Annotated in this window: 10 protein-coding genes; 2 read left to right on the plus strand and 8 right to left on the minus strand. The window is 70.4% G+C overall.

Annotation, left to right across the window (positions count from 1 at the left end):
* Nucleotides 1-122: 122 nt before the first annotated feature.
* The 6 genes from KY572_RS10065 to KY572_RS10090 form a co-directional block, all read right to left on the minus strand.
* Nucleotides 123-6,290 (minus strand): immunoglobulin-like domain-containing protein, encoded by a 6,168-nt coding sequence (locus tag KY572_RS10065; RefSeq protein WP_224242329.1) that lies wholly within the window; start codon nt 6,288-6,290, stop codon nt 123-125.
* Between the two features lie 135 nt (nt 6,291-6,425).
* A complete protein-coding gene (locus tag KY572_RS10070) occupies nt 6,426-7,877 on the minus strand; it encodes a sigma-54-dependent transcriptional regulator (RefSeq protein WP_224242330.1) in 1,452 nt (483 codons plus the stop codon).
* A gap of 3 nt (nt 7,878-7,880) precedes the next feature.
* Nucleotides 7,881-8,612, minus strand: a complete 732-nt coding sequence (locus KY572_RS10075) for a response regulator (protein WP_224242331.1) — start codon at nt 8,610-8,612, stop codon at nt 7,881-7,883.
* A 371-nt stretch (nt 8,613-8,983) separates the two neighbouring features.
* Nucleotides 8,984-10,975, minus strand: coding sequence for a response regulator (locus KY572_RS10080; protein ID WP_224242332.1), 1,992 nt, complete (start codon nt 10,973-10,975; stop codon nt 8,984-8,986).
* 62 nt (nt 10,976-11,037) lie between these two features.
* A complete protein-coding gene (locus KY572_RS10085; RefSeq protein WP_224242333.1) occupies nt 11,038-11,415 on the minus strand; it encodes a response regulator in 378 nt (125 codons plus the stop codon).
* A gap of 325 nt (nt 11,416-11,740) precedes the next feature.
* Nucleotides 11,741-12,328, minus strand: a complete 588-nt coding sequence (locus KY572_RS10090) for a DUF2378 family protein (RefSeq protein ID WP_224242334.1) — start codon at nt 12,326-12,328, stop codon at nt 11,741-11,743.
* Between the two features lie 318 nt (nt 12,329-12,646).
* Here KY572_RS10090 and KY572_RS10095 point away from each other — a divergent pair, with 318 nt between their 5' ends.
* Nucleotides 12,647-15,907: a response regulator gene (locus KY572_RS10095; protein ID WP_224242335.1), complete on the plus strand. Its 3,261-nt coding sequence runs from the start codon at nt 12,647-12,649 to the stop codon at nt 15,905-15,907.
* 74 nt (nt 15,908-15,981) lie between these two features.
* Nucleotides 15,982-17,970, plus strand: coding sequence for an ATP-binding protein (locus tag KY572_RS10100; protein WP_224242336.1), 1,989 nt, complete (start codon nt 15,982-15,984; stop codon nt 17,968-17,970).
* Here KY572_RS10100 and KY572_RS10105 read toward each other — a convergent pair.
* Together KY572_RS10105 and KY572_RS10110 are read right to left on the minus strand one after the other, a co-directional pair.
* Nucleotides 17,965-20,142: an ATP-binding protein gene (locus tag KY572_RS10105; protein WP_224242337.1), complete on the minus strand. Its 2,178-nt coding sequence runs from the start codon at nt 20,140-20,142 to the stop codon at nt 17,965-17,967. The two genes, KY572_RS10100 and KY572_RS10105, sit on opposite strands and share 6 nt — an antisense overlap.
* Before the next feature lie 221 nt (nt 20,143-20,363).
* On the minus strand, nt 20,364-21,734 hold the full coding sequence (locus KY572_RS10110; protein WP_224242338.1) for a sigma-54-dependent transcriptional regulator: 1,371 nt from the start codon (nt 21,732-21,734) through the stop codon (nt 20,364-20,366).
* Nucleotides 21,735-21,773 lie beyond the last annotated feature (39 nt).

A 21,773-nucleotide genomic window follows, 5' to 3' on the forward strand; every position in this document is an offset into this window, starting at 1 on the left:
CGTCCTGCCACAGTGTCGCGAGGGGAAGCAAAAACCTTCTGCTTTCCGCAAGGTAGCGGGCCGGGCAGGGGGCAGTGGGGGATTTTGCCTCGCCTGCCCGGCCAGCTTCGTCGGGTACAGCGCTACGGCAGCTCGTCCGCGGAGCGGGTCATGAACTCCACCCGGCGGTTGGCGGCGCGGCCCTCGGGCGTGGCGTTGCTCTGCACCGGGCGACTCTCGCCGAAGCCGCGAGCCTCCAGCCGCTCGCGCGCCACGCCCTTCGAGGCCAGGTATTCGCGCACCGCCTCCGCGCGCCGCTGGGACAGGTTCAGGTTGTAGGCGTCCGGGCCCTTGTCATCCGTGTGGCCCTCGATGCTCACCGAGGTGAGGTTGGGGTGCTCCTGGAGGACGCGGGCCACCTGGTCCAGCAGCGGGTACGAGCGGGGCTGGATGACGGCCTTGTTGAACTCGAAGTGGATCGCCTCCTTGATGGAGATGTGGTCGTGCCGCAGGCCCACGAGCTGCTTCTCCGTCTCCGGGCAGCCCTCGTTGTCCTGGGGACCGGGCTGGCAGGGGCAGTTGTCCAGGTCGTCCGGCAGCGCGTCGCCATCCGTGTCCTTGGGGGGGCAGCCGTTCAGCTCGGGCAGGCCCGTCACGGTGGGGCAGGCGTCCTGCTCGTCCAGCAGGCCATCCTCGTCCGAGTCCTTGGGCGGGCAGCCCAGGTGGTCCGCGGGGCCGGGCTCGTTCGGGCACCGGTCGATCGTGTCCTGCAGGCCGTCGAGGTCCTGGTCCGGGCAGCCCTGGAACCTCGCCAGGCCCGGCTCGAGCGGGCACAGGTCCACCCGGTCCTCGAGGCCATCGCTGTCGGAGTCCTCCGGCGGGCAGCCCTTCTCGTCCACCCGGCCGCCCTGCCGGGGACAGGCGTCGTCTCCGTTGCTCACCCCATCCTCGTCGTCGTCCAGGTGCGGGCACTCCTCCAGCGTGTGGCGGCCTCCCGCAATGCAGACGGGGGGTGTGCGGACATAGGCCATGCCGAGCAGGAGGCGGAAGTCCGGCGTCCCGGGCGCGGTGCCGTAGCCCAGCCCCGCCAGGCCATAGGCCTCGAGCGAGGCGCTCAGCGGGACTCGCAGCCCAGCCAGGGCCTCGAGGGAGGAGCCCTCGCGCCGCAAGGGCAAGGCGGCGATGACGGCCGTCTCCGCGCGCAGGCCCTCTCCGGTGGTGGCGAGCACGCCGCCCAGCCGCAGGGCATAGCCGAGCTCGTCCTGGACATTCGCGTCCGGGGTGAGGATGGTGCGAGGCCGCAGCAGCACGCCCGCATCCAGCGCGGCCCGCAGCAAGCCCTGGCGCCGGCCCACCATGATGCTGGGGATGGCGCGCAGCTCCCGGGCGAGCGCCTCGGCGCGGCCCAGCTCCGGGCCCGCCTGCACTCCCACCGAGAGGTCCACGGGATCCTCATGGCGCTCGGAGAGCAGCTTCCAGCGCAGCGTTAGCATCGGCGTGCCCATGGCCGGGCCCCCCTCGGGGCTGATGAGCCCTCGCGCCGACAGATCGTCCCCGCGCTGGCGGAGCAGCAGGGGCACCTGCACGCCGAACTCCAGCTTGTCCTGCACGCCATAGGCCGCGGAGACGTGCGCCGTGGCGCGGTAGCGGACCACCGCCCCCAGGTGCTGGCCGTCCTGGACGAGCACGAGCGGGTTGTTCTCGTAGTGGCCGGTGAGGGCGAGGCGGTAGGCGCCGTCCGGCAGCAGCTCGCCCGTGCCGAGCAGCAGGGAGCCCGTGGCGCTGGGGTTGAGGCTCAGCCGCTCCATCTCGAAGGCGGGGAGCCGCTGGGGCTGCGCGGAGGTGGTGGCGCCGAGCAGCGGCACGGCCAGCCCGAGCAGGCGCATCCGCGTGCGGGGGCTCCGGCGGGGGAGCCGACGGCTGCGGCCGAGCAGCGCCAGGACCAGGCCCAGCAGGCCTGTCACCAGCGGGTTGCCGCCCGCCGACGCGCAGCCGTGCCCGCCTCCCAGGACGGCGCGGTCCCAGTCGATGGGCAGCGGCACGACCGTCCACGTGCCGCTGGCGGGAGTCGGGTCCACGTTGCCCAGGCTGTCGCGGGCGCGCACGAGGAGCTGGTGGGGACCCTCGGAGAGCCCGTGGAAGGCGGTGCTCTGCGAGCACTCCTCGAAGTCGCTGCCCTCCAGGCTGCACTCGAACGTCACCTGGGGCTTGGAGGCGGCGAACTCGAACCGGGCGTGGGTGTCCTTCGTCTCCTCGGGCGGGCCCGAGACGATGTACGTATCCGGCAGCAGGATGAGCAGCACCGTGATGGTGGACGTGCAGCTCGCCGTGTTCCCCGAGCCGTCCGTCGCCGTGTACGTCAGGACCGTGGTCCCCAGCGGGAAGCGCGTCTGCGAGGGATGGGACACCGGCACCGCCACGTCACACGTGTCCGTGGCGTGGGCCGCTCCCGGCGTGACGGTGGCCTCGCTCGCCTCGAGGACCTCCGTGACGATGGGGGCGGGGCAGGAGATGTGAGGCGCCTGCGTGTCGACCACCGTCACCGCCCGGTCCAGCTCCGCCGTCAGGCCCGAGGGATCCGACACGGAGTAGTGGACCGCGTAGCTTCCCGGCGCCGAGGTGTCGACCGAGCCGGAGCGCACGATGTGGAACGTCAGGTCTCCCGCGCAGGCGTCGATGGCCGTGGCGCCGGGGTCGCTGTAGGGCGAGCCGCACTCCAGCGTCAGGTGGGCCGGGCCGTTGATGGAGAGGGCTGGCGCGAGGGTGTCCGTCACCGTCACGGTGCGCCCGGTCGCCGCGGTCGCCAGGTTCCCGGAGGGATCCGTGACGCTGTAGCTCAGCGTGTAGGTGCCCTCCGTGCCGGGGTTCACCGCGCCCGTGACGAGGATTCGGGCGCTCACGTCGCCAGCGCAGGCATCCATCGCCTCGGCGCCCGGGTCCACATAGTTGGAGCCACACTCGAAGCTCAGCGCCAGCGGCCCCTTGAGCGCGATGGACGGCGCCAGCGTGTCGCGGATGTCCACCACGCGGTGGACCGAGCTGCCATGCCCGCTGGGGTCCGCCACGCTGTAGCCCAGCGTGTAGCTGCCAGGCACCCGGGGGTCCACCGCGCCGGTCCGGACGATGGAGCCCGTCAGGTCACCCGCGCACACGTCCTGGGCCGTGGCGCCGGGGTCATCATAAGGAGTGCCGCACTCGAGCTGCTGGAAGGCGGGGCCCTGGAGGACCAGGCTCGGAGGCAGCGTGTCCGTCACCGTCACGGTGCGAAGGGTGTCGGAGGTGCCCGTGTTCCCCGACGGATCCGTGGCGCTGTAGGGGATGCTGTAGCTGCCGGGCACGTCCGGGTTGGCCACCGCGCCAGGCACCGCCGGCAGTGCCCCCGCGCAGGCATCGCTCGCCGTGGCGCCCGGGTCCGTGTACGCGTCGTCGCCGCACTCCAGCCGCACGTCCCGCGGGCCGGTGAGGGTGACGAGCGGAGGCCGCGTGTCGCGCACCGTGACGGTGCGCAGCAGGGAGAGCGAGTGGCCCGCACCGTCCGCCACGCTGTAGGTGAGCGGGTAGGCGCCCGGCGTCTGGATGTCGACCGAGCCGCTCGTCACGATGGAGTCCGCCAGGTCTCCCGCGCACATGTCCTGGGCCGTGGCGCCGGGATCGCTGTAGTGCGTGCCGCACTCGAGCTGCTGGAGGGCGGGGCCCAGGAGCACCAGGCTCGGAGGCAGCGTGTCGCTCACCGTCACGGTGCGCAGCAGGGAGATTTCGTGGCCCGCACCGTCCGCCACGCTGTAGGTGAGCGGGTAGGTGCCCGGCGTCTGGATGTCGACCGAGCCGCTCGTCATGATGGAGTCCGTCAGGTCTCCCGCGCACGTGTCCTGGGCCGTTGCGCCGGGGTCGCTATAAGGAGTGCCGCACTCGAGCTGCTGGAGGGCGGGGCCCAGGAGCACCAGGCTCGGAGACAGCGTGTCGGTCACCGTCACGGTGCGCAGCAGGGAGAGCGAGTGGCCCGCACCGTCCGCCACGCTGTAGGTGAGCGGGTAGGCGCCCGGCGTCTGGATGTCGACCGAGCCGCTCGTCATGATGGAGTCCGTCAGGTCTCCCGCGCACATGTCCTGGGCCGTGGCGCCGGGGTCGCTATAAGGAGTGCCGCACTCGACACCCTCGGTGGCGGAGCCCAGGAGCACCAGGCTCGGGGGCAGCGTGTCGCTCACCGTCACGGTGCGCTCCTCGGCCGAGATGGCGGTGTTGCCCGATGGGTCCGTGGCGCTGTAGCGGAGGGTGTAGCTGCCCGGCACGTTCGGGTTGGCCCTGGAGCCCGGCACCGCGGGCAGCACGCCGGCGCACACGTCCAGCGCGGTGGCGCCCGGGTCCTCATACCCCGGCGCGCCACACTCCACCTGCAGGTGCAGCGGCCCGTTGAGGGTGATGGACGGCGGCAGCGTGTCCGCCACCGTGACGAGGCGGTTCACCGGCTCGGCGTTGTGGCCCGCGGCATCCCTCACGGTGTAGCGGAGCGGGTAGCTGCCTGGCGCCAGGGGGTTCACCGTGCCGCTGCGGAGGAGCGCCTGTGTCAGGTCCCCGGAGCACAGATCCATCGCCGTGGCACCCGGATCGGTGTAGTGCGTGCCGCACTCCAGCGCGACCTGGGACAGGCCGTTGAGGTTGATGCGCGGCGGCAACGTGTCGGACACGTCGACCGTCCGATGCTTGGGAGCAGGGCTGTTGCCGGCCGCGTCCGTCACCTTGTAGTGCAGCGGGTAGCGGGCAGGCACGCCCGCCCTCACCGAGCCGGTCCGCTCCACCTCGAGCGGGCCGTCGCAGAGATCGTTCGCGCTCGCACCTGGGTCGAAGTAGGCGCCGCCCTGGGTGCACTCCAGCGAGGGGGCCGTCGAGCCGTGGAGCACGAGCGTCGGCACCACGCGGTCCAGCACCCTCACCTCTCCCGTGCACGAGCTGCTCAGCCCCTGCTGGTCCACGCACGTCAGGGTCACCGTGGACGTGCCAATCGGGTACGGGCTCGCGGGCGTCTGCGTGCAGCCCACCAGCAGTCCATCCGGGTCATAGGAGCCGTCGTCGATGCTGGCGGAGACGCCGCAGGTGGTCTCCGCGAACGTCGTCACGTCCTTGCAGAGCGCATGCGGCGGCTGGGGCGGAGGCGGCCGGTAGGGGAGCCTGCAGAACGAGGTGCACGCGCCAATCTCTCCGCGCGCATCGCCCGTCCGGCCGTTGTTGATGCCCAGGTCACACTCCTCGCCCTGGCTCGCGTCCACGAAGCCGTCGCCGCACCAGTGGAGGTGGCACGAGAAGGAGCAGGTGCTCCCCGGCTGCTGGCCCCGCACCGCCGGCATGCCGTTGAGGGCATCGCCCAGATCGCACGTCTCGTCCGGCGACGTCTCCGGGAGTCCACAGCCGGCGCTCTGCGGCTCGGCGCCTCGCACGAGCAGGTACGGCGTGCCCACGAAGGGCGTCTCCTGCTCCGGCTCGTAGAGGAAGTCCACGTAGGTCCGCTGCCCGGGGATGGGCGTCGCGGTGCTGCTCATCGCGATCGCCGCGAACGAGAAGTCGTGGTCCGGGTACCGGGTGAACACCGAGCGCGCCGCGCACCCGTTGCCCGTGAGCAGCCCGTCCCACAGGTCGCGAGAGATGAGGTCGTTCCACATCCCAAACATGTGGCCGCTGTCGGCGCAGCCCGGCACGCCCTGCACCTCGAAGGTGCCGAAGGGCTCCAGCAGCGTCACGGGCGTGGGCGTCGGCGCGTGCTGGTAGGCGCAGCCCAGCGCGATGTACATGCCGGTCCGCTTCTGCACGGAGTTGAGCACGTACCGGATGCCGTTCTCCACCAGCTCGGGCGTCTCGTTGTTCGTCGGGTCCGTGGCGAAGAGGGCGACGTCCCCGTCGACGATGATGCCCCACTGCTTGCGGCTCTCGACCGCGGCCTGGAAGGCGGCCGGGCCGCTCTGGCACGCGGCGTCGCCGATGATGAGGGCGCGGTACTCCATGAACTGCTGGGCAGTCATGTCCTTCCACTGCTCCGGCGTCACCACGTCGATCTGGGTGGAGGGGCTCGCGGAGGCCACCGCCTGGGCCTCGCGGCTGGCGAGCCCGCCGGCCACGCTGCTGCCCAGGATGAGCACCTTGTTGGTGCTGTTGGCGTTATCGAGGGCGCTGCTCACGGTCTCGAGAGCCGGAGCGGGAGCGGACGCCCCCTGCTCCTGATTACAGGCGCTGGTCGCCAGGGTGACGACCACGAGTGAGGCTCCCCAGACACCATGGCTGACCCAGCGGCGGTGATTGTCGGTGAGAGGCGCTGTCTTCATGCCTCCTCTTAAGAGCAACACCGGTGCCGAGCCCTGGCACCCGGCCACCCCCCGGAATCCCGTCACTTACGTGCGAGGGGGGCGGCATTCCGCAGCGGGGAGCGCGTGCGCTGCGGCGTCCTGCCACAGCCCGCCTCACTCCCGCGGGCGGCGCGGAGCAGCCCCCTGCGGGCGCTCACTCTCGGCGCGGCGCTCCGCGGAGGGTGGCTCGGCACCCTCGGGGCTCTCCTCGGGCGTCCCGCGATACTCGGCGAGCTTGCGATAGAGGGTGCGCCGATCCACGCCCAGCACGGCGGCGGCGCCCGACTTGTTGCCACCCATCGCCTCCAGCACCGTGAAGATGTAGCGCCGCTCCATCTCGTGCAGGGGCAGGAAGGTGCCACCCTCGGGCCCCAGGGTCGCGGGTGCGCTGCGGTAGGTCTTCACCTTCTCCGGCAGGTCTCGCACCGAGATCGAGCCACCCGAGGAGAACGCGACCGCGCGCTCGATGCAGTTCTGCAGCTCGCGCACGTTGCCAGGCCATGGATAGGCCACCAGCCGCTCCGCCGCCTCGTCCGACAGCGAGAGCTGCTTCTTGTTCGCCAGCACCGCCGCCTGCTCCAGGAAGCGCTGGGCCAGCAGCAGCACGTCCCCGGTCCGCTCGCGCAGCGGGGGCAGGGGGATGTGGAGCACGTTGAGCCGGAAGAAGAGATCCTCCCGGAAGCGCCGCTGGCGCACGGCCTCCTCGAGGTCCACGTTCGTCGCGGAGACCACGCGCACGTCGATGGACAGCTCGGCCGAGGCGCCCACCGGGCGCACCTTGCGCTCCTGCAGCGCGCGCAGCAGCTTGGGCTGCAGCCCCAGGGGCAGCTCGCCCACCTCGTCCAGGAAGAGCGTGCCGCCGTGGGCCTGGACGAACAGGCCCTGCTTGTCCGCGCGCGCGTCCGTGAAGGCGCCCTTCACGTGGCCGAACAGCTCGCTCTCCAGCAGGTTCTCCGGCAGCGCGCTGCAGTTGATGGCCACCAGCGGCCCGTCCTTGCGCCGCGAGCGCCGGTGCAGCGCTCGCGCCACCAGCTCCTTGCCCGTGCCGCTCTCGCCCGTGACGAGCACGGAGATGTCGGTGCCGGCCACGCGCTCCAGCAAGTCATACACCTCGCGCATGGGAGCGCTGGTGCCCAGCAGGTCCTCGAACCGTCGTGTCTGGTCCACCGTGCGCCGCAGCCGGGCTACCTCCTCGCGCAGGGCGCGCAGCTGCACCGCGCGCTCCAGCGTGAGCCCCAGGGCCGCGAAGTCCAGCGGCTTGGTGATGAAGTCATACGCGCCCGCTCGAATGGCCGCCACCGCCCGCTCGATGCTGCCGTGGGCAGTCATGATGACGATGGGCAGCTCGGGGTGGCGCTCGACGACCTGGCGGCACAGCTCGATGCCATTCATTCCACCGAGCTGTAGATCAGACACCAGTACGTCTGGCAGCTCTTGCGCCAGGCGCCCGAGCGCCGCATCCGCGGTGGTGACGACAGACACCTCGAAGCCTCGGCGGCGGAGCTGAGGGCTGATGAGCGCTCCCAGCTCCACATCGTCATCCACGACCAGGATCTTGGGGGCCATGCCTCACCGTGCCGGACTCTCAGCGCCGGCTTCTCCTCTGCCACTGGATACCACGTCGAACAATCCGGGGTCCCGCCTCATCCGCGGAGAAAAGACAGACAGGGAGTGGGCGTGAAGCAAATCCGCCAGCCACGAGCGCATCCAGCCAGACAGCCAGGAGCGGCCCTGATCCGTGGTGGACGGTGAGCGAGGGGCCTCGGGCACGAGCGAGGGGTCGCTGGAGAGGCTCTGCAAGGTTTCCGCCTGCCGCAGGAGCGGCTCCATGGCTTCGGTGATGGAATTGCGCGTGCCTGGCAGCTTGGGGAGGATTCTCAGACACGGCTCCTTCCAGCCCATCATCTCCAGGAGCACGGGCAGTCCCTCTCGTCCCTCACCGCAGGCATGGGTGAGCTGGCCGAAGGTGAGGTGGAGCTCCGCGGTGTGCTCGCCGGCGCTCACCTCCAGCACGTGGGTCTGCCGCTGCTCGAAGCAGTAGCGGAGGAACTCGACCAGCGTCACGCCGTGCCGCATGGCGTTGCTCGAGGCTCGCGACGCGTGGAGCTCCTGGCAACCCCGGGACGGGCGGCTCGAGGACAGCGGGCATGCAATCCCTCGCCCAGGCGCGAGGACATAGTGCAGGGGCTGCTGCGCGCCAGGGGCGCTGGCCAGGACGATGGGCAGCTCGAAGCCGTGGTCCATCAGGTAGGACAGGAAGTGGAAGCCATCCATCACCGGCATTCGCAGCTCGGAGAGCATCCGCTCCGCCTGCCCCCCCCCACGCCTTCCGCGCCGCCCTGCTTCCACGGTCGGTCATCTTCAGCGAGAGCTCGTCCTGGTGCAGATCGAAGCCACCTCGCATCCCGGCATTCACCTGCACGTCGTCGGTCTCGGACAGCTGGAGGCAGTTCATCGTGGCGGCTCCTCGCGGTGTGTGCCCCTCTCCGTAGAGCAACTCCGGTGCCGCCGACTGCTTGATGGCCAACCCCTTGGATCCTGGGCCTCTGGCCCGATCTCCCGGGTCCGAGGCGTCTTCCCCGGGTGGCATGGCTGCTGTTTTTTGCCACCGCTGTTCCGGACAGCCAGGGGTATTCCGCTACGGACGCTCCGGGGCCGAGGCTCCGCGCCCCTCAGGCGATCTCGATGCGGTTGCGGCCGTTGGCCTTGGCTCGGTAGAGCCGCTCGTCGGCGCGCTTGACGAGCTCCTCCAGCTGGACGCCGTCGTCGGGGACCACGGCCAGGCCCGCGCTGAACGTCACCTGGAAGCGCTCGCCCTTGTCGCCCTCGAAGGTGTGCCGGGAGAGCTCGGCGGCGGTGCGTGCCAGGATGTCCCGGGCGTTCTGCGCGGACTCTCCCATGAGCGCGAGCACGAACTCCTCGCCTCCCCAGCGACCTCGCACGTCCTCCTTGCGGAAGCGCGTGAGCAGCAGCCGTCCCAGCGTCGCCAGGACGCGGTCGCCGGCCAGGTGCCCGAACCGGTCGTTCACCTTCTTGAAGTGGTCCACGTCCAGCAGGCACAGCGCCAGCGGCTTGCGCCAGCGCTGGGTCTCGCCCAGCCGGGTGTGGAGCTGCTCCAGGAAGGGGCGGCGCATCAGCAGGCCGGTGAGCGCGTCCCGCTCCGCGCGCTCGCGCGCCAGGCGCCCGCGCTCCAGCCGCGCCTGGACCCGGGCCAGCAGCTCCTCGCGCATCACGGGCTTGGAGAGGTAGTCGTCCGCGCCCGCCCGGAAGGCCGCGACGCGGAACTCGTCCGCCACCAGTCCGGTATGCAGGAGGATGGGCAGCTCCTGCCAGGCGGGCATGGAGCGTACGATGCGGCACAGGTCCAACCCGCTCAGCCCCGGCATCTCCACGTCCATCAGCAGCAGGTCCGGGCGGTGCTCGGTGAGCGCCTCGAGCAGGCGGTAGGGGTCCGACAGGCTCACCACCTCGATGTGCTCGCTGGCCAGGGTGCGGGTGAGGGCGCGCAGCGCCAGCGGGTCGTCATCCAGCGCCAGCACGCGCGAGCGCTCGGGCCGCCGGGCCGCCACCATCCGCTCGACGGCGCCCATGAACTCCAGCGGGCTGAACGGCTGTGACAGGTACAGCGAGGCGCCCGCGTGGGCCGCCGCCACGCGGTGCTCCAGCGCGCCGTCCGAGGAGAAGAAGGTGAGGGGCAGGCCATTGTGGGCCCCGCTCTCGCCGCGCAGCTGCGCCGCCAGCTCGAAGCCGCCCTGGGGTGCCCCGGCATGCACGTGCAGCAGCACGCCATCCACCCAGTGCTGCTGCGCGATGGTCATGGCGTCTTCCGCGCTGCGGGCGGGCAGCACGCGGACCAGGCGCTCACGGCCCATCCGCTCCACCTCCGCCAGCCAGCGCGGATCGTCATCCACCACCAGCACCGTGCCGAGGACGCTGTGAGACGTCTCGTCCGGAGGCGAGGACAGCGTCGCGGCGGCCAGCAATTCCTGGAGCGCGGAGTGCACCGCGCCCCAGCTGCCGTCCCCGTCCCGGAGCTGGAGCAGCTGCTTCTCCACCTGTCCGGCCGCCAGGCTCACCTGGGCGAAGCCGTAGGAGCCCGCCGTGCCGTGGAGCTTGTGGGCCAGCTTGAGGCTCTCCTCCATCGCCTCGGGGACACCCAGCTGGGCCCGCTCCACCGCGTCCGCCAGCTCCTGGTGCTTCTCGCGCAGGCGCGCGCCGTACTCGGCGCTCAGCGCGGCGATGGCGGCGGCGAGGTCATCGTCCGCCACCGCCTCCGGCGTCTTCTGGTCCTTGGCGGCCAGCACCTGCTCCACCCAGACGAGCAGCTCGTGCGGCGTGTAGGGCTTGTGGAGGATGCGGGCCACCCCCAGCTGCTTGGTGAGCAGCTCGTGGCTCTTGAGATCCCTCCAGAAGGCGGAGGCGAAGAGGATGGGCAGCTGGGGCAGGGTCTGCCGGACCTCCTGGATGTAGCTGGCGCCCGTCATGCCCGGCAGCTGTCCGTCCACGATGGCCGCGTCCACCGGCGTGTCGGCCAGGATGGAGCGGGCCTCGTGGGCACTGCGGGCGGACTTCACTTCGTAGCCCCGCTCGTGCAGGTACGTGGAGACGAGCGACTGCAGATCCTCGTCGTCCTCGAGGAAGAGCAGGGTCCTCTTGCCAGTCATGAGGTGACCTTTCCTGAAGCCATCCCTGAAGCCATCCATGTCGCCATCGCCGGAGCCGCGGCTCAATCCGAGGGTAGCAGCCGCTTGATCTCCGAGGGCAGCGTCAGGGGATCGAATGGCTTGCCAATCACGCCAATCGCTCCCAGCTCCAGGTAGCGCGCCACCTCCTGCTTCTGGATCTTCGCCGTCATGAAGATGATGGGCAGGTTCGCGGTGGCTTCCTGGGCGCGCAGCTTGCCGAAGGTGGTCGGACCATCCAGCCCGGGCATCTGCACATCCAGCAGGATGAGGTCTGGCTGCTCGCTGGCGGCCTTCGTCACGGCCTCGGTCCCCGACGCGGCCAGTACCGTCTGCCAGCCCCCCACACGGCTGAGGCTGAGCTGCCCGATGGTGCGAATGTCATCCTCGTCATCCACCAGCAGCACCTTGCGAATCAACATGGCCCGTTTCCTCCACGTCGCGAGTGGGACTCCCCGAGGGAGCCTCGAGGGTGCTTCCACACCGCTGCAACTTTCCACTGGGCGACATTAGAGCTCCTAGGCAAGTTGGATGCCGAGCCCCTCAAACCTGTCAAACCCTGGAAATGACTGGATGTCTGGGTGCGTCAAGGAGGGCGCCCGGGCAGTCAAGGGTGTGCACTGGGGCAATTTGCGACATGGAGCGGAGGGAGGGGAATGCCTGTGATTTCAGGCGCATGGTCTCCCGGAGGTGGGGAGTGTGGCGTCTTGCCTCAGCAGGGGGGCAGGCAGGTGTGGCGCGGCGGGGCTACTCCCAGGATATTTCGAAGCGGCAGTCCAGGGGGCCCAGGGGCGTGCTCTGGACGGAGACGGCCTGCGGGTGGAGCAGCTCCATCGCCGTCCGGATGGCGCCCTCGTGGTACGTGGTCGGCATGAAGTCTCGCTTCATGTCGAGCAGGCAGCTCCGTGGCCCCGTCCACTGCACGGAGCGCTCGCCGTAGCTCACCGCCGTGCGGAAGAGGACGGGCAGGTTGGTCAGCAGCCGCCGCTCGTCCGTGCCCGAGAAGCTCAGGAATGTCCTGCCGGCCATGGAGGCCAGGAAGTCCTTCATCCCGCGCTGCCCCAGCTGGAAGAGCGCATCATCGAAGTCTTGCCGGCGGTAGCTGAGAGCTTGCGCGGCCGTGAAGGTGAGCCGGAGGAAGTCGAAGACGGAGTAGCTGAAGAAGTCGAAGAAGCGGGCCTGGCTGATCGTCGAGCGGCAGCGCCGCGCCGCCTCCTCGCCCGTGACGGTGCGCACCAGATCCAGCACGCCATTGAAGAACAGTCCGCGCACCGTGTCCGCCGCCGTCGCCCGGTCCAGCCGCTCCTTGAGGCTCAGCCTCGCCAGCGCTGGCATTGCCCTCTCCGCATTCAACCCAGACGTCATCATGATGGTCCTCCCAGCCACGCAAGCCATACGCCCTCCGAGAGCAACCGGGATGCCACGGCGGGCGAGCGTCCATGCGGTTGGGATGTCGAGGCCTTGCCCGGTCCACGCCGCTCGCGGCTGTGGTGCCCTGCGACGGAGAGGAGCGGAACGCGTCAGACCCTGGCTGAAAGGGAAGCGCGCTCGACTTGTCCTCACCTCGCTGTTTCCATTATCACTTGCGGCATGAGGGGCGGCGTGCGCCCCGCTCCGACGCTTCTGTGTCTGCCTCAGGGGGCGAAGTTGAGGATGACCGCTTTGCCTCGCAAGCAGGACGCCCTCGCGCGGCCCTCCCTGGGCTGGGGGTGGGCGGCGGCCCTGGCGGCGGCCCTGGGCGTGCTGCTCGCCACGCTGCCGGTCGCCCTCGCGCTTCAGGAGGAGCGCCGGAAGCACTTCGAGAATGAGCTGAACATCGAGCTGCGGCGCGCGAAGGAGAAGGTGGAGGCGCAGATCGAGGATCGCATCCTCGCGCTGGTGCGCATGGCGCGCCGCTGGGAGCGCAGCCCCGCCTCCAAGGAGGAATGGGAGGCCGACGCCACGTTCTACTACCAGCACTTCAAGAGCTTCCAGGCCATCGAGTGGGCCGATCCCAGCCAGCACATCCGGTGGGTCATCCCGCTGGAAGGAAACGGGGCGGTGTTGGGGCTGGACCTGGGCGCCGAGGCGCGGCGGCGTGAGTCGATACGCCAGGCCGAGGAGCGCGGGGAGGTGGTGGTCTCCCGGACCGTGGAGCTGGCGCAGCGAGGAAGAGGCTTCCTCGTCCTCGTGCCCATCGCGCGGCAGGGGCCCTCCCAGGGCACGCTCATCGGTGTCTTTCGCATCCAGGACACGCTGGAGACCATCCTGGGCCAGGACTTCCAGTCGCGCTTCGCGATGACTGTCTTTGATGGCGACGAGCGCATCTACCACCGGGAGTTGCCAGGAGAGCCCGAGCGCGGTGAGTGGGCCCAGGAGGGCACCTTCCAGGTCCGCAACGTGGAGTGGCGTGTGAGGCTTCAGCCCGCGCCCTCCCGGATGGATCCCCTCTGGTCGATGCTGCCCGGAGCGGTGCTCGCCGCGGGCGGGCTGGTGAGCGTGCTGGTCTTCATCGCCGTCTCCCTGGCCTTCAAGGACCGGTGGCGGGCGCGGCAGTTCGAGGCGCTCACCCGCTTCCAGAGCGCCATCCTGGATGGGACGAACTACGCCATCGTCTCCACCCACTCCAGTGGCATCATCCGCGTCTTCAACAAGGGCGCCGAGCGCCTGACCGGCTACCGCGCGGAGGAGGTGATTGGCCGGGTCACGCCCCTGATCTTCCACGATCCCCAGGAGCTGGAGGCGCGGGCGCGGCAGCTCTCCCAGGAGCTCGGCCAGGAGGTGCCGCCCGACCAGGTCTTCCTCGCCGCGCAGCGGCTGGCGGGACGCGGGGCGGACGGCGAGTGGACCTACATCCGCAAGGATGGGAGCCGGGTGTTGATCCAGCTCTCGCTCTCGGCGATCCGCGACGCCCAGGGACACATCAGCCAGTTCGCGGGCATTGCCTTCGACGTGTCGCTGCGCAAGCAGGCGGAGCTGGCGCTGGTGCAGGCCAAGGAGGCCGCGGAGGAGGCGGCTCGGGTCAAGTCCGACTTCCTGGCGCGGATGAGCCATGAGATTCGCACCCCGCTCAATGGCGTCATCGGGATGGTGGACCTCACGCTCGGCACGCCGCTGAGCCATCAGCAGCGGGACTTCCTGGAGACGGCCCAGCACTCCGCGCACGCGCTGCTGAGGCTCATCGATGATCTGCTGCACTTCTCGAAGCTCGAGGCGAGGAAGCTCCGGCTGGAGACGCTCCCCTTCCGCCTCCGGGATCTGCTGGGAGAGACGCTCAAGCCGCTCGCGCTGCGGGCCCACGCCAAGGGGCTCGAGCTGCTGATGGCCGTGCCCGAGGACGTGCCGGATGCGCTGGTGGGGGACCCTCACCGCCTGCGCCAGGTGCTGCTCAACCTGCTGGAGAACGCGCTCAAGTTCACCGAGCGGGGAGAGGTCATCGTCTCCGTCGAGCGGGAGGGGCACCTCTCGGGCCAGGTCCGGCTGCGCTTCTCCGTGACGGACACGGGCATCGGCATCCCGGAGGACAAGCTCGCCCACGTGTTCGAGGCGTTCACGCAGGCGGATGAGGCCACCACCCGCAAGTATGGGGGCACCGGCCTGGGGCTCTCCATCTGCTCGCAGCTCGTCTCCTTGATGGGGGGCCGGCTCCAGGCGGAGAGCAAGGTCGGCCGCGGCAGTCGCTTCCACTTCGCCCTGGCGCTCCCGCTGGACGGCGAGCCCCCCGCGAGAGGCCTGATGGCCAATGGGGAGCGCCTGAGCGGCCTCTCGGTGCTCGTCATGGTGGAGAACGCGAGCCATCGGCGCATCCTGGCGGAGCTGCTGCGTGGCTGGAGGATGGTGCCCCACGAAGTCTCGGAGCCTGCCGCCGCGCTCGCCGCGCTCGAGGCCCGGCACGCGGCGGGCTCTCCCATCCAGCTGGCCATCCTGGAGGTGAAGCTGAACGAGCGCGGCGGGTGGGACACGGCCCGTGCCATGCGCGCCGATCCTCGCGGAGCGTCGGTCCCCATCATCCTGCTCCTGTCGACGAACGAGAGCCAGGTGGCCGGCGTGCCGGAGCTCGAGCCCTGCGCGTGGCTGCTCAAGCCGGTGAGCCCCTCCGTGCTGCTGGAGACGGTGCAGTCCCTGCTGAGCGGCGGGCCCCGACGCCTCGTCTCCGCCTCCCAGCCCGGCGCGGGCGCGCCGACCCGCAAGCCTCGGGAGGTCCTCGTGGTGGAGGACAACGCCGTCAACCAGCGCATCGTCACCGTCCTGCTGGAGCGGGCCGGACACCACGTGTTCTCGGTGGGCACGGGGCTCGCCGCCATCGAGGCGCTCCGGACGCGGCACTATGACGTCGTGCTCATGGATGTGCAGATGCCCGGGATGGATGGGCTCGAGGCCACGCGCATCATCCGCTCCGAGGAGGCGCTCCGGGGAGGCCACGTCCCCATCATCGCGCTGACGGCGCAGGACATGAAAGGCGACGCGCAGCGGTGCCTCGACGCGGGGATGGATGGCTACATCGCCAAGCCGCTGAAGCTGGCCACGCTCCTGAGCGCCCTCGAGGAGCTCTCCGTCCCTGGCGAGGCCCGGCCGCCACCGCGGCCCTCCAGCGGAGAGCCGATGGACCGCGAGCGCCTGCTCGGTCATGTCGGCGGGGACGTCCAGCTGATGAAGGAGGTGGTGGAGCTCTTCCTCGCCGAGCGCCCGCGGCTCTGGGCGGCCCTCGACGAGGCCATGGCCCGGGGTGATGCGCGGGAAGCGGCTCGAGCCGCACACAAAGTGAAAGGCGCCCTCCTCAACCTCACCGCCGAGCCCGCCGCCGCCGCCGCGCGCAGGCTGGAAGAGGCCGCGCACCAGGGACACATGGAGGAAGCCCGGGAGGCGCTGGAGCGACTGAGGCTGGAGCTGGTGAGACTTCAGGGGGCCCTGGAAGAGTTGAGCTCCGAGGCCTGAGCGGAGAACCGGGGTGAGCTTGACTCGCGTACCGGTTGTAGGAAAGCTGCCCAGCCCTTCCACACGAGAGGTTCATGAAGACGACGGTGCTCATCGCCGACGATGAAGCAACCTCCCGGAGGATGCTCGAGGCGACGCTTCAGCGGTATGGCTATTCGACGCTGGCCGTGAGCGACGGTGAGCAGGCGTGGCGGGTGCTCCAGGGCCAGGAGTCCCCGACGATCGCGGTGCTCGACTGGAACATGCCGGGGCTGGACGGGCCGGAGATCTGCAAGCGCGTCCGGCAGCTCCAGGGGCGGCCCTATGTCTTCCTCATCCTGATCACCTCCAGGACGGATGGCGAGGCCACGGTCGCCGGACGCGAGGCCGGCGCCGACGACTTCATCCTCAAACCCTTTCATCCCCCGGATCTGCTGGCCCGCATCCACGTGGGAGAGCGCATCATCGCCGCGGAGCGGCGGCTGGCCTCCCAGCTTCAGCGCCAGAGCGTCCTCCATGCCGTGGCGCAGGCCATGGCGGAGTCCCGCGGCCTGGAAGAGGCCATCCGCTACATCCTTCAGCTGCTGTGCGAGGAGTTCCGCTGGGAGTACGGGGCGCTCTGGAAGCTGGGGGGGGAGCCAGGCGCCCTGCGCGTGGTGGAGACGTACACGTCTCCCGCCTCCGGGCTCGGGGAGTTCGAGTCCCTGTCCAAGGCCGGGGTGCTCCAACAGGGGCAGGCCCTGCCGGGCCACGTCTGGGCCACGGGGCGGCCCGAGTGGCTCACCGCGCTCTCCCATGAGGACGAGGGCAGCGTGCCCCGGGGGAGCGCGGCGCGCCAGGCCGGGCTGAGCTCCGGCTGCGCGGTTCCCCTCGTGGCCGAGCGCGAGCTGCTGGGCGTGCTGGAGCTGTTCGGGCGGGCACCGCGGCCGGTGGACGAGGATCTGCTCCAGCTGCTCGCGCAGATTGGCCGGGAGCTGGCCCACTTCATCCTGCGCAACCAGGTCCAGGAGGCGCTGCGCGTCAGCGAGGCGCGCACCCGGGCCGTCATCGAGCACATGCCCACCGGGCTCGTCATCATCAGCGAGCTGGGGCGCATCGAGACGATGAACGGCGCGGCCGAGCGCATCTTCGGCTACCTGCGGGACGAGTGCATCGGGCAGCCCTTCTCCCTGCTGGCCGCCGAGGCCACGGGCGATCGCGGCAGGCTGCTCGAGCAGGACAAGCGGCTGGAGCCGGGGCGCATCTGGGAGTGGGAGGGGCGCCGGAAGAATGGCGAGGTGTTCCCCTTCGAGCTCGCCCTCTACGAGCTGCCGGTGACGCAGGGGTACTGGTTCGCCGCGAAGATCCGCGACATCTCGGAGCGGCGCGAGGTGGAGCGGCTGAAGAACGAGTTCGTCTCCACCGTGAGCCACGAGCTGCGCACCCCGCTCACCGCCATCCTGGGCTCGCTCTCCCTGCTGCAGGGCGGCGTCGTGGGCAGCATCGATCCCCAGGCGCGAGGGCTGATCCAGATCGCCCACGCCAACGTCGAGCGGCTCATCCGGCTGGTGAACGACATCCTCGACATCGAGAAGATCGAGGCGGGGGGGCTCGAGCTGAGGCTGGGAGAGGTGGATCCGATCCAGGTCGTCTCCACGACGGTGGACGGCATCCGCGGGATGGCGCAGATGGCCGGCGTGCAGCTGGTCTCGGAGGTGGACGCGTCGCTGCGGGCCTGGGGCGACTTCGACCGCGTCGTCCAGGTGCTCACCAACCTGGTCTCCAACGCCATCAAGTTCTCGCCGCCGCAGGGCACGGTCCTCATCCGCCTGGCGGCGGATGGGGAACAGTGGGTGCGCTTCTCCGTGGTGGATCAGGGGCGGGGAATCGCGCCGGAGCAGCGGCACAAGCTCTTCGGCAAGTTCCAGCAGCTGGACGGCTCGGACCAGCGGCAGAAGGGCGGGACGGGGCTGGGGCTCGCCATCTCGAAGGCCATCGTGGAGCTGCACCGGGGGAGGATTGGCGTGGAGAGCCAGCCCGGGAAGGGGTCCACCTTCTGGTTCGAGCTGCCCGGCGTGGATGCGTCGGGGCTGCCGGCCTCATGAGGCCGAGGGCGGACGCTCCAGCAGGGGGCCGAGCAGCTCTCGCGCCGCGCGGGTGAGCTCCTCCTCGGCCGAGGGGCGCTTGAGGATGTAGCGGGTGTTGCCGAGCGTGTGCTGGCGCAGCTCGTCCTGGGACAGCTCGCGCACGGTGAAGACGATGAGCGGGGTGCTGCGCCCCTTGCCCTGGCGGAGCAGGTCCACCACCTCGAAGCCATCCAGCAGGGGCAGCAGGACGTCCAGGACGATGAGGTCCGGCGGCGTCTCCCGGGCGAGCGCCACCGCGCGCTCTCCATCCTCGGCCTCGTAGCAGGCCGCTCCCAGCCGCTCCAGGCACGAGCGCAGCAGCCGCCGCGCGTCCACGTCGTCATCCACCAGCAGCACGCGGGCCTGGCCCGGCTGGCGGAGCACCTCGCGCAGCGCGGGCAGGAAGCGCTCCTGCTGGAGGGGACGGGCCACCCAGGCCACCCGCTGCATGCGCAGCTCCTCGGTGGAGAGAGGCTCGGCCAGCAGGACGATGGGCAGCTCCCGCGTGCGCGCCTCCGAGCGCAGCCGCCGCGCCAGCATCAGCCCCTCGCCGTCCGGCAGCAGGGGCTCGAGGACGAGCACGTCCGGCGCCCCCGCCTCGAGCAGCCGCGAGGCCTCCTCCAGCGTGCCGGCGCGCAGCACGCGGTAGCCCTCCTCCGTCAGCAGGCCCCGCAGCTGCGTGGAGAGCTCCGTGTCCGCGGTGACGACGAGGACGTTGTAGCGCGACTCATCCCTCACCACGGGGGTGGCGCCTACTTCCACCCGCACCGCCGTGAGCGAGAACGTGAAGGTGGCGCCCTGGCCCGCCTCGCTGTGCACCTCGATGTGGCCGCCGTGCTGCTCGATGATGGCCTGGGAGATGGCCAGCCCCAGCCCCGTGCCGCCCTTGGAGCGGGTGTCCGAGCTGTCCAGCTGCTGGAACTTGCCGAACAGCTTCGCGTGCTTGTCCGGAGGGATGCCCGGCCCCTGGTCCTTCACGGCGATGCGCACCAGGCCTTGCATGTCTCGCGCCGCCTGGATCTCCACCACGCTGTGGGCCGGGGAGAACTTGATGGCGTTGGAGACCAGGTTGGTGAGCACCTGGATGAGCCGATCCCGGTCCGCTCGCACCTGGCCGGCGCCATGCACACTGGAGCTCAGCTTCACCTTCGCCGCGTCCGCCATGCCCTGCAGGCCGCTGAAGGTGGCCTCCACCAGCTCCTCCACCTCCACGGACTGCAGCCGCAGCTCCAGCTTGCCGGACTCGATCTTCTCCAGGTCCAGGATGTCATTGATGAGGCGGATGAGGCGCTCGGTGTTGGTGCGGGCGATGCGCACCATCTCCTGCACGGGCTCGGGGAGCTCTCCCAGCACCCCTCCTTCCATCAGCCCCAGGGAGCCGCGGATGGAGGTGAGCGGGGTGCGCAGCTCGTGGCTGACGGTGGAGACGAACTCGCTCTTCATCCGCTCCACCTCCCGGCGCTCGGAGATGTCGCGCACGTAGGCGGTGAAGCGTGGCGGGCTCTCGGCGGTGACGCGGATGATGGTGATCTCCGCGGGGAAGACGGAGCCGTCGGCGCGCAGCCCGGACAGCTCCAGGCGCGTGGCGCGGCCGGGCTCGACGTCCGCCTGGAGCGCGCGCACCACCGTGTGTCGCTGCTCGGGCGTGGCGGAGGCCGCCAGCCCCAGGGCCAGGAAGTCGCGTCGGAGCGCCTGCGCTCGCGGTACCCGGAAGATGCGCTCGGCGGCGGGGTTGAACTCCAAAATGCGGCTGTCCGCGTCCAGGGTGATGATGGCGTCCAGCGAGCCCTCGAAGAGGGCGGCCTTGCGCGCCTCGCTGTCGCGGAGATCCTCGTGCGTGGCCGCCAGCGCCGCGGCGTACTCCTCCAGGCGGCGCTCCAGCTCCTGGCGGGAGGTGATCCGCGCACACGTGGTGGTCATGTACGTCCACCGCGCCAGGGCGACCACCGCGTACGCGCTCAACAGCGCCATGCCTCCCAGCACGAAGATGCGCACGGGAGAGATGGAGACGCTCTCGGCGTATGCCCTGGGAGGGGGTGGCGGCAGTGGCTCGGGGTCCATTCCGAGGACGCCACACAGCGAAGCCAGCACCACCATCGCAAGGCCCATGGAGCGCTTCGAGAGGTGGGTCGTCTTGGGAGAGGTCATCATGGCGGACGGTCGGGCTCCCTGAGGGCCGCGGCTCCCCTCCCACGAGAAGGTTGCCAGGACCATGCCATGAGTGGACTTGAAGCAATTCGCGGGCGCCCCGAGGGGGCTGTTGTGTTTTACGACAGGGTGGTTGTGGGGATTTGCAAAACGCCACACCCTCCCCGGAACAAGGAGGAGGGTGTGAGGAGCGGCCGCGTGTCGCGAGAGGAGCCGGGACGGACTCAGGCCCCTTCCGCGGCGAGGCCGTAGCGCTCGAGCTTGCGGTAGAGGGTGGTGCGGTCGAGGCCGAGGATGCGAGCGGCCATGGTCTTGTTGCCGCCGACGGCCTGCATGACGCGAGAGATGTAGCGGCGCTCGACTTCCTCCATGGGAACGAGCTCGGAGGGGTCATCGCTGGCGACGACGACGTGGGAGGGCTGGAAGGAGCGGATGCGCTCCGGGAGGTCGTCTGGGACGAGGTGGTCGTTGCGAGTGAGTGCGACGGCGCGCTCGACGCAGTTCTGCAGCTCGCGGACGTTGCCCGGCCAGGAGTATCCGGAGAGGGCCTTGGCGACTTCGGGAGACAGGCCCTTGACGTCCTTTGAGGCGCGGGTGGCGAAGTGTCGAAGGAAGTGCTGAGCCAGGACGAGGACGTCGGCGCCGCGAGCGCGAAGAGGGGGCAGGTCGACCTGGATGACGTTGAGGCGGAAGTAGAGGTCCTGTCGGAACTTGCCCTCGGAGATGGCGGACTCGAGGTCCTTGTTGGTGGCGGCGATGAGGCGCAGGTCGACGGGGACTTCGGCGTCAGCACCGACTGGGCGGACCTTGCGCTCCTGGAGGGCGCGAAGGACCTTGACCTGGAGGTGGATGGGCATGTCGCCAATCTCGTCGAGGAAGAGGGTGCCGCCGTCGGCCTGCTGGAAGAGGCCGGCGCGAGCGCCCTTGGCGTCGGTGAAGGCGCCCTTGGCGTGACCGAACAGCTCGCTCTCGAGGAGCTGCTCTGGGACGGCGGCGCAGTTGACGGCGATGAAGGGACCGTCCTTGCGTCGGCCCTTGCTCCACAGGGCGCGGGCGACCATCTCCTTGCCAGTGCCGCTCTCGCCGATGATGAGGACGGAGGACTCGGACTGTGCGACGCGGCCAAGCAGGTCGAACAGGCGCTGCATGGCGGGACTGGAGCCGAGCAGCTCGGCGAACTGGCCGCCTTCGGCCACCACCTGACGCAGGCGTTTGACTTCCTCGCGGAGGCGGTGGTGCTCGACGGCGCGAGAGAGCGTCATGCCCAGGGCGCCCATGTCGGGAGGCTTGACGGCGAAGTCATAGGCGCCCGCGCGAAGGGCGCCGACGGCGGAGTCGAAGGTGCCGTGCGCGGTGAGGACGACGACGGGCAGGTCCGGGCGGACGGAGGCCACGCGCTGGCAGAGCTCCAGGCCGCCCATGCCGGACATGTTGAGGTCGGTGAGGACGACATCGACCTCCTCGGACTCCAGAGCGGTGAGGGCCGCGGCGCCGGAGGTGCGGAAGACGGTGTCGAAGTCCATCGCCTTGAGCTTGAGGGCGAGCAGACGACACAGATGGTCGTCATCATCCACGATGAGCACGCGCCCCTGCATCGCGAGACCGTCCTTTCTCAGGGGCGGCCGTGCCGGAGG

Source organism: Hyalangium gracile (assembly GCF_020103725.1).
In the GTDB taxonomy this organism is placed as follows: domain Bacteria; phylum Myxococcota; class Myxococcia; order Myxococcales; family Myxococcaceae; genus Hyalangium; species Hyalangium gracile.

Excerpts from the sequence above, each read along its gene's own strand:
- KY572_RS10110 (WP_224242338.1), bottom strand. The coding sequence starts at position 21,734 with ATGCAGGGGCGCGTGCTCATCGTGGATGATGACGACCATCTGTGTCGT.
- KY572_RS10090 (WP_224242334.1), bottom strand. The coding sequence starts at position 12,328 with ATGCCAGCGCTGGCGAGGCTGAGCCTCAAGGAGCGGCTGGACCGGGCG.
- KY572_RS10065 (WP_224242329.1), bottom strand. The coding sequence starts at position 6,290 with ATGAAGACAGCGCCTCTCACCGACAATCACCGCCGCTGGGTCAGCCAT.
- KY572_RS10095 (WP_224242335.1), top strand. The coding sequence starts at position 12,647 with ATGACCGCTTTGCCTCGCAAGCAGGACGCCCTCGCGCGGCCCTCCCTG.
- KY572_RS10085 (WP_224242333.1), bottom strand. The coding sequence starts at position 11,415 with ATGTTGATTCGCAAGGTGCTGCTGGTGGATGACGAGGATGACATTCGC.
- KY572_RS10080 (WP_224242332.1), bottom strand. The coding sequence starts at position 10,975 with ATGACTGGCAAGAGGACCCTGCTCTTCCTCGAGGACGACGAGGATCTG.
- KY572_RS10070 (WP_224242330.1), bottom strand. The coding sequence starts at position 7,877 with ATGGCCCCCAAGATCCTGGTCGTGGATGACGATGTGGAGCTGGGAGCG.
- KY572_RS10075 (WP_224242331.1), bottom strand. The coding sequence starts at position 8,612 with ATGCTCTCCGAGCTGCGAATGCCGGTGATGGATGGCTTCCACTTCCTG.
- KY572_RS10100 (WP_224242336.1), top strand. The coding sequence starts at position 15,982 with ATGAAGACGACGGTGCTCATCGCCGACGATGAAGCAACCTCCCGGAGG.
- KY572_RS10105 (WP_224242337.1), bottom strand. The coding sequence starts at position 20,142 with ATGATGACCTCTCCCAAGACGACCCACCTCTCGAAGCGCTCCATGGGC.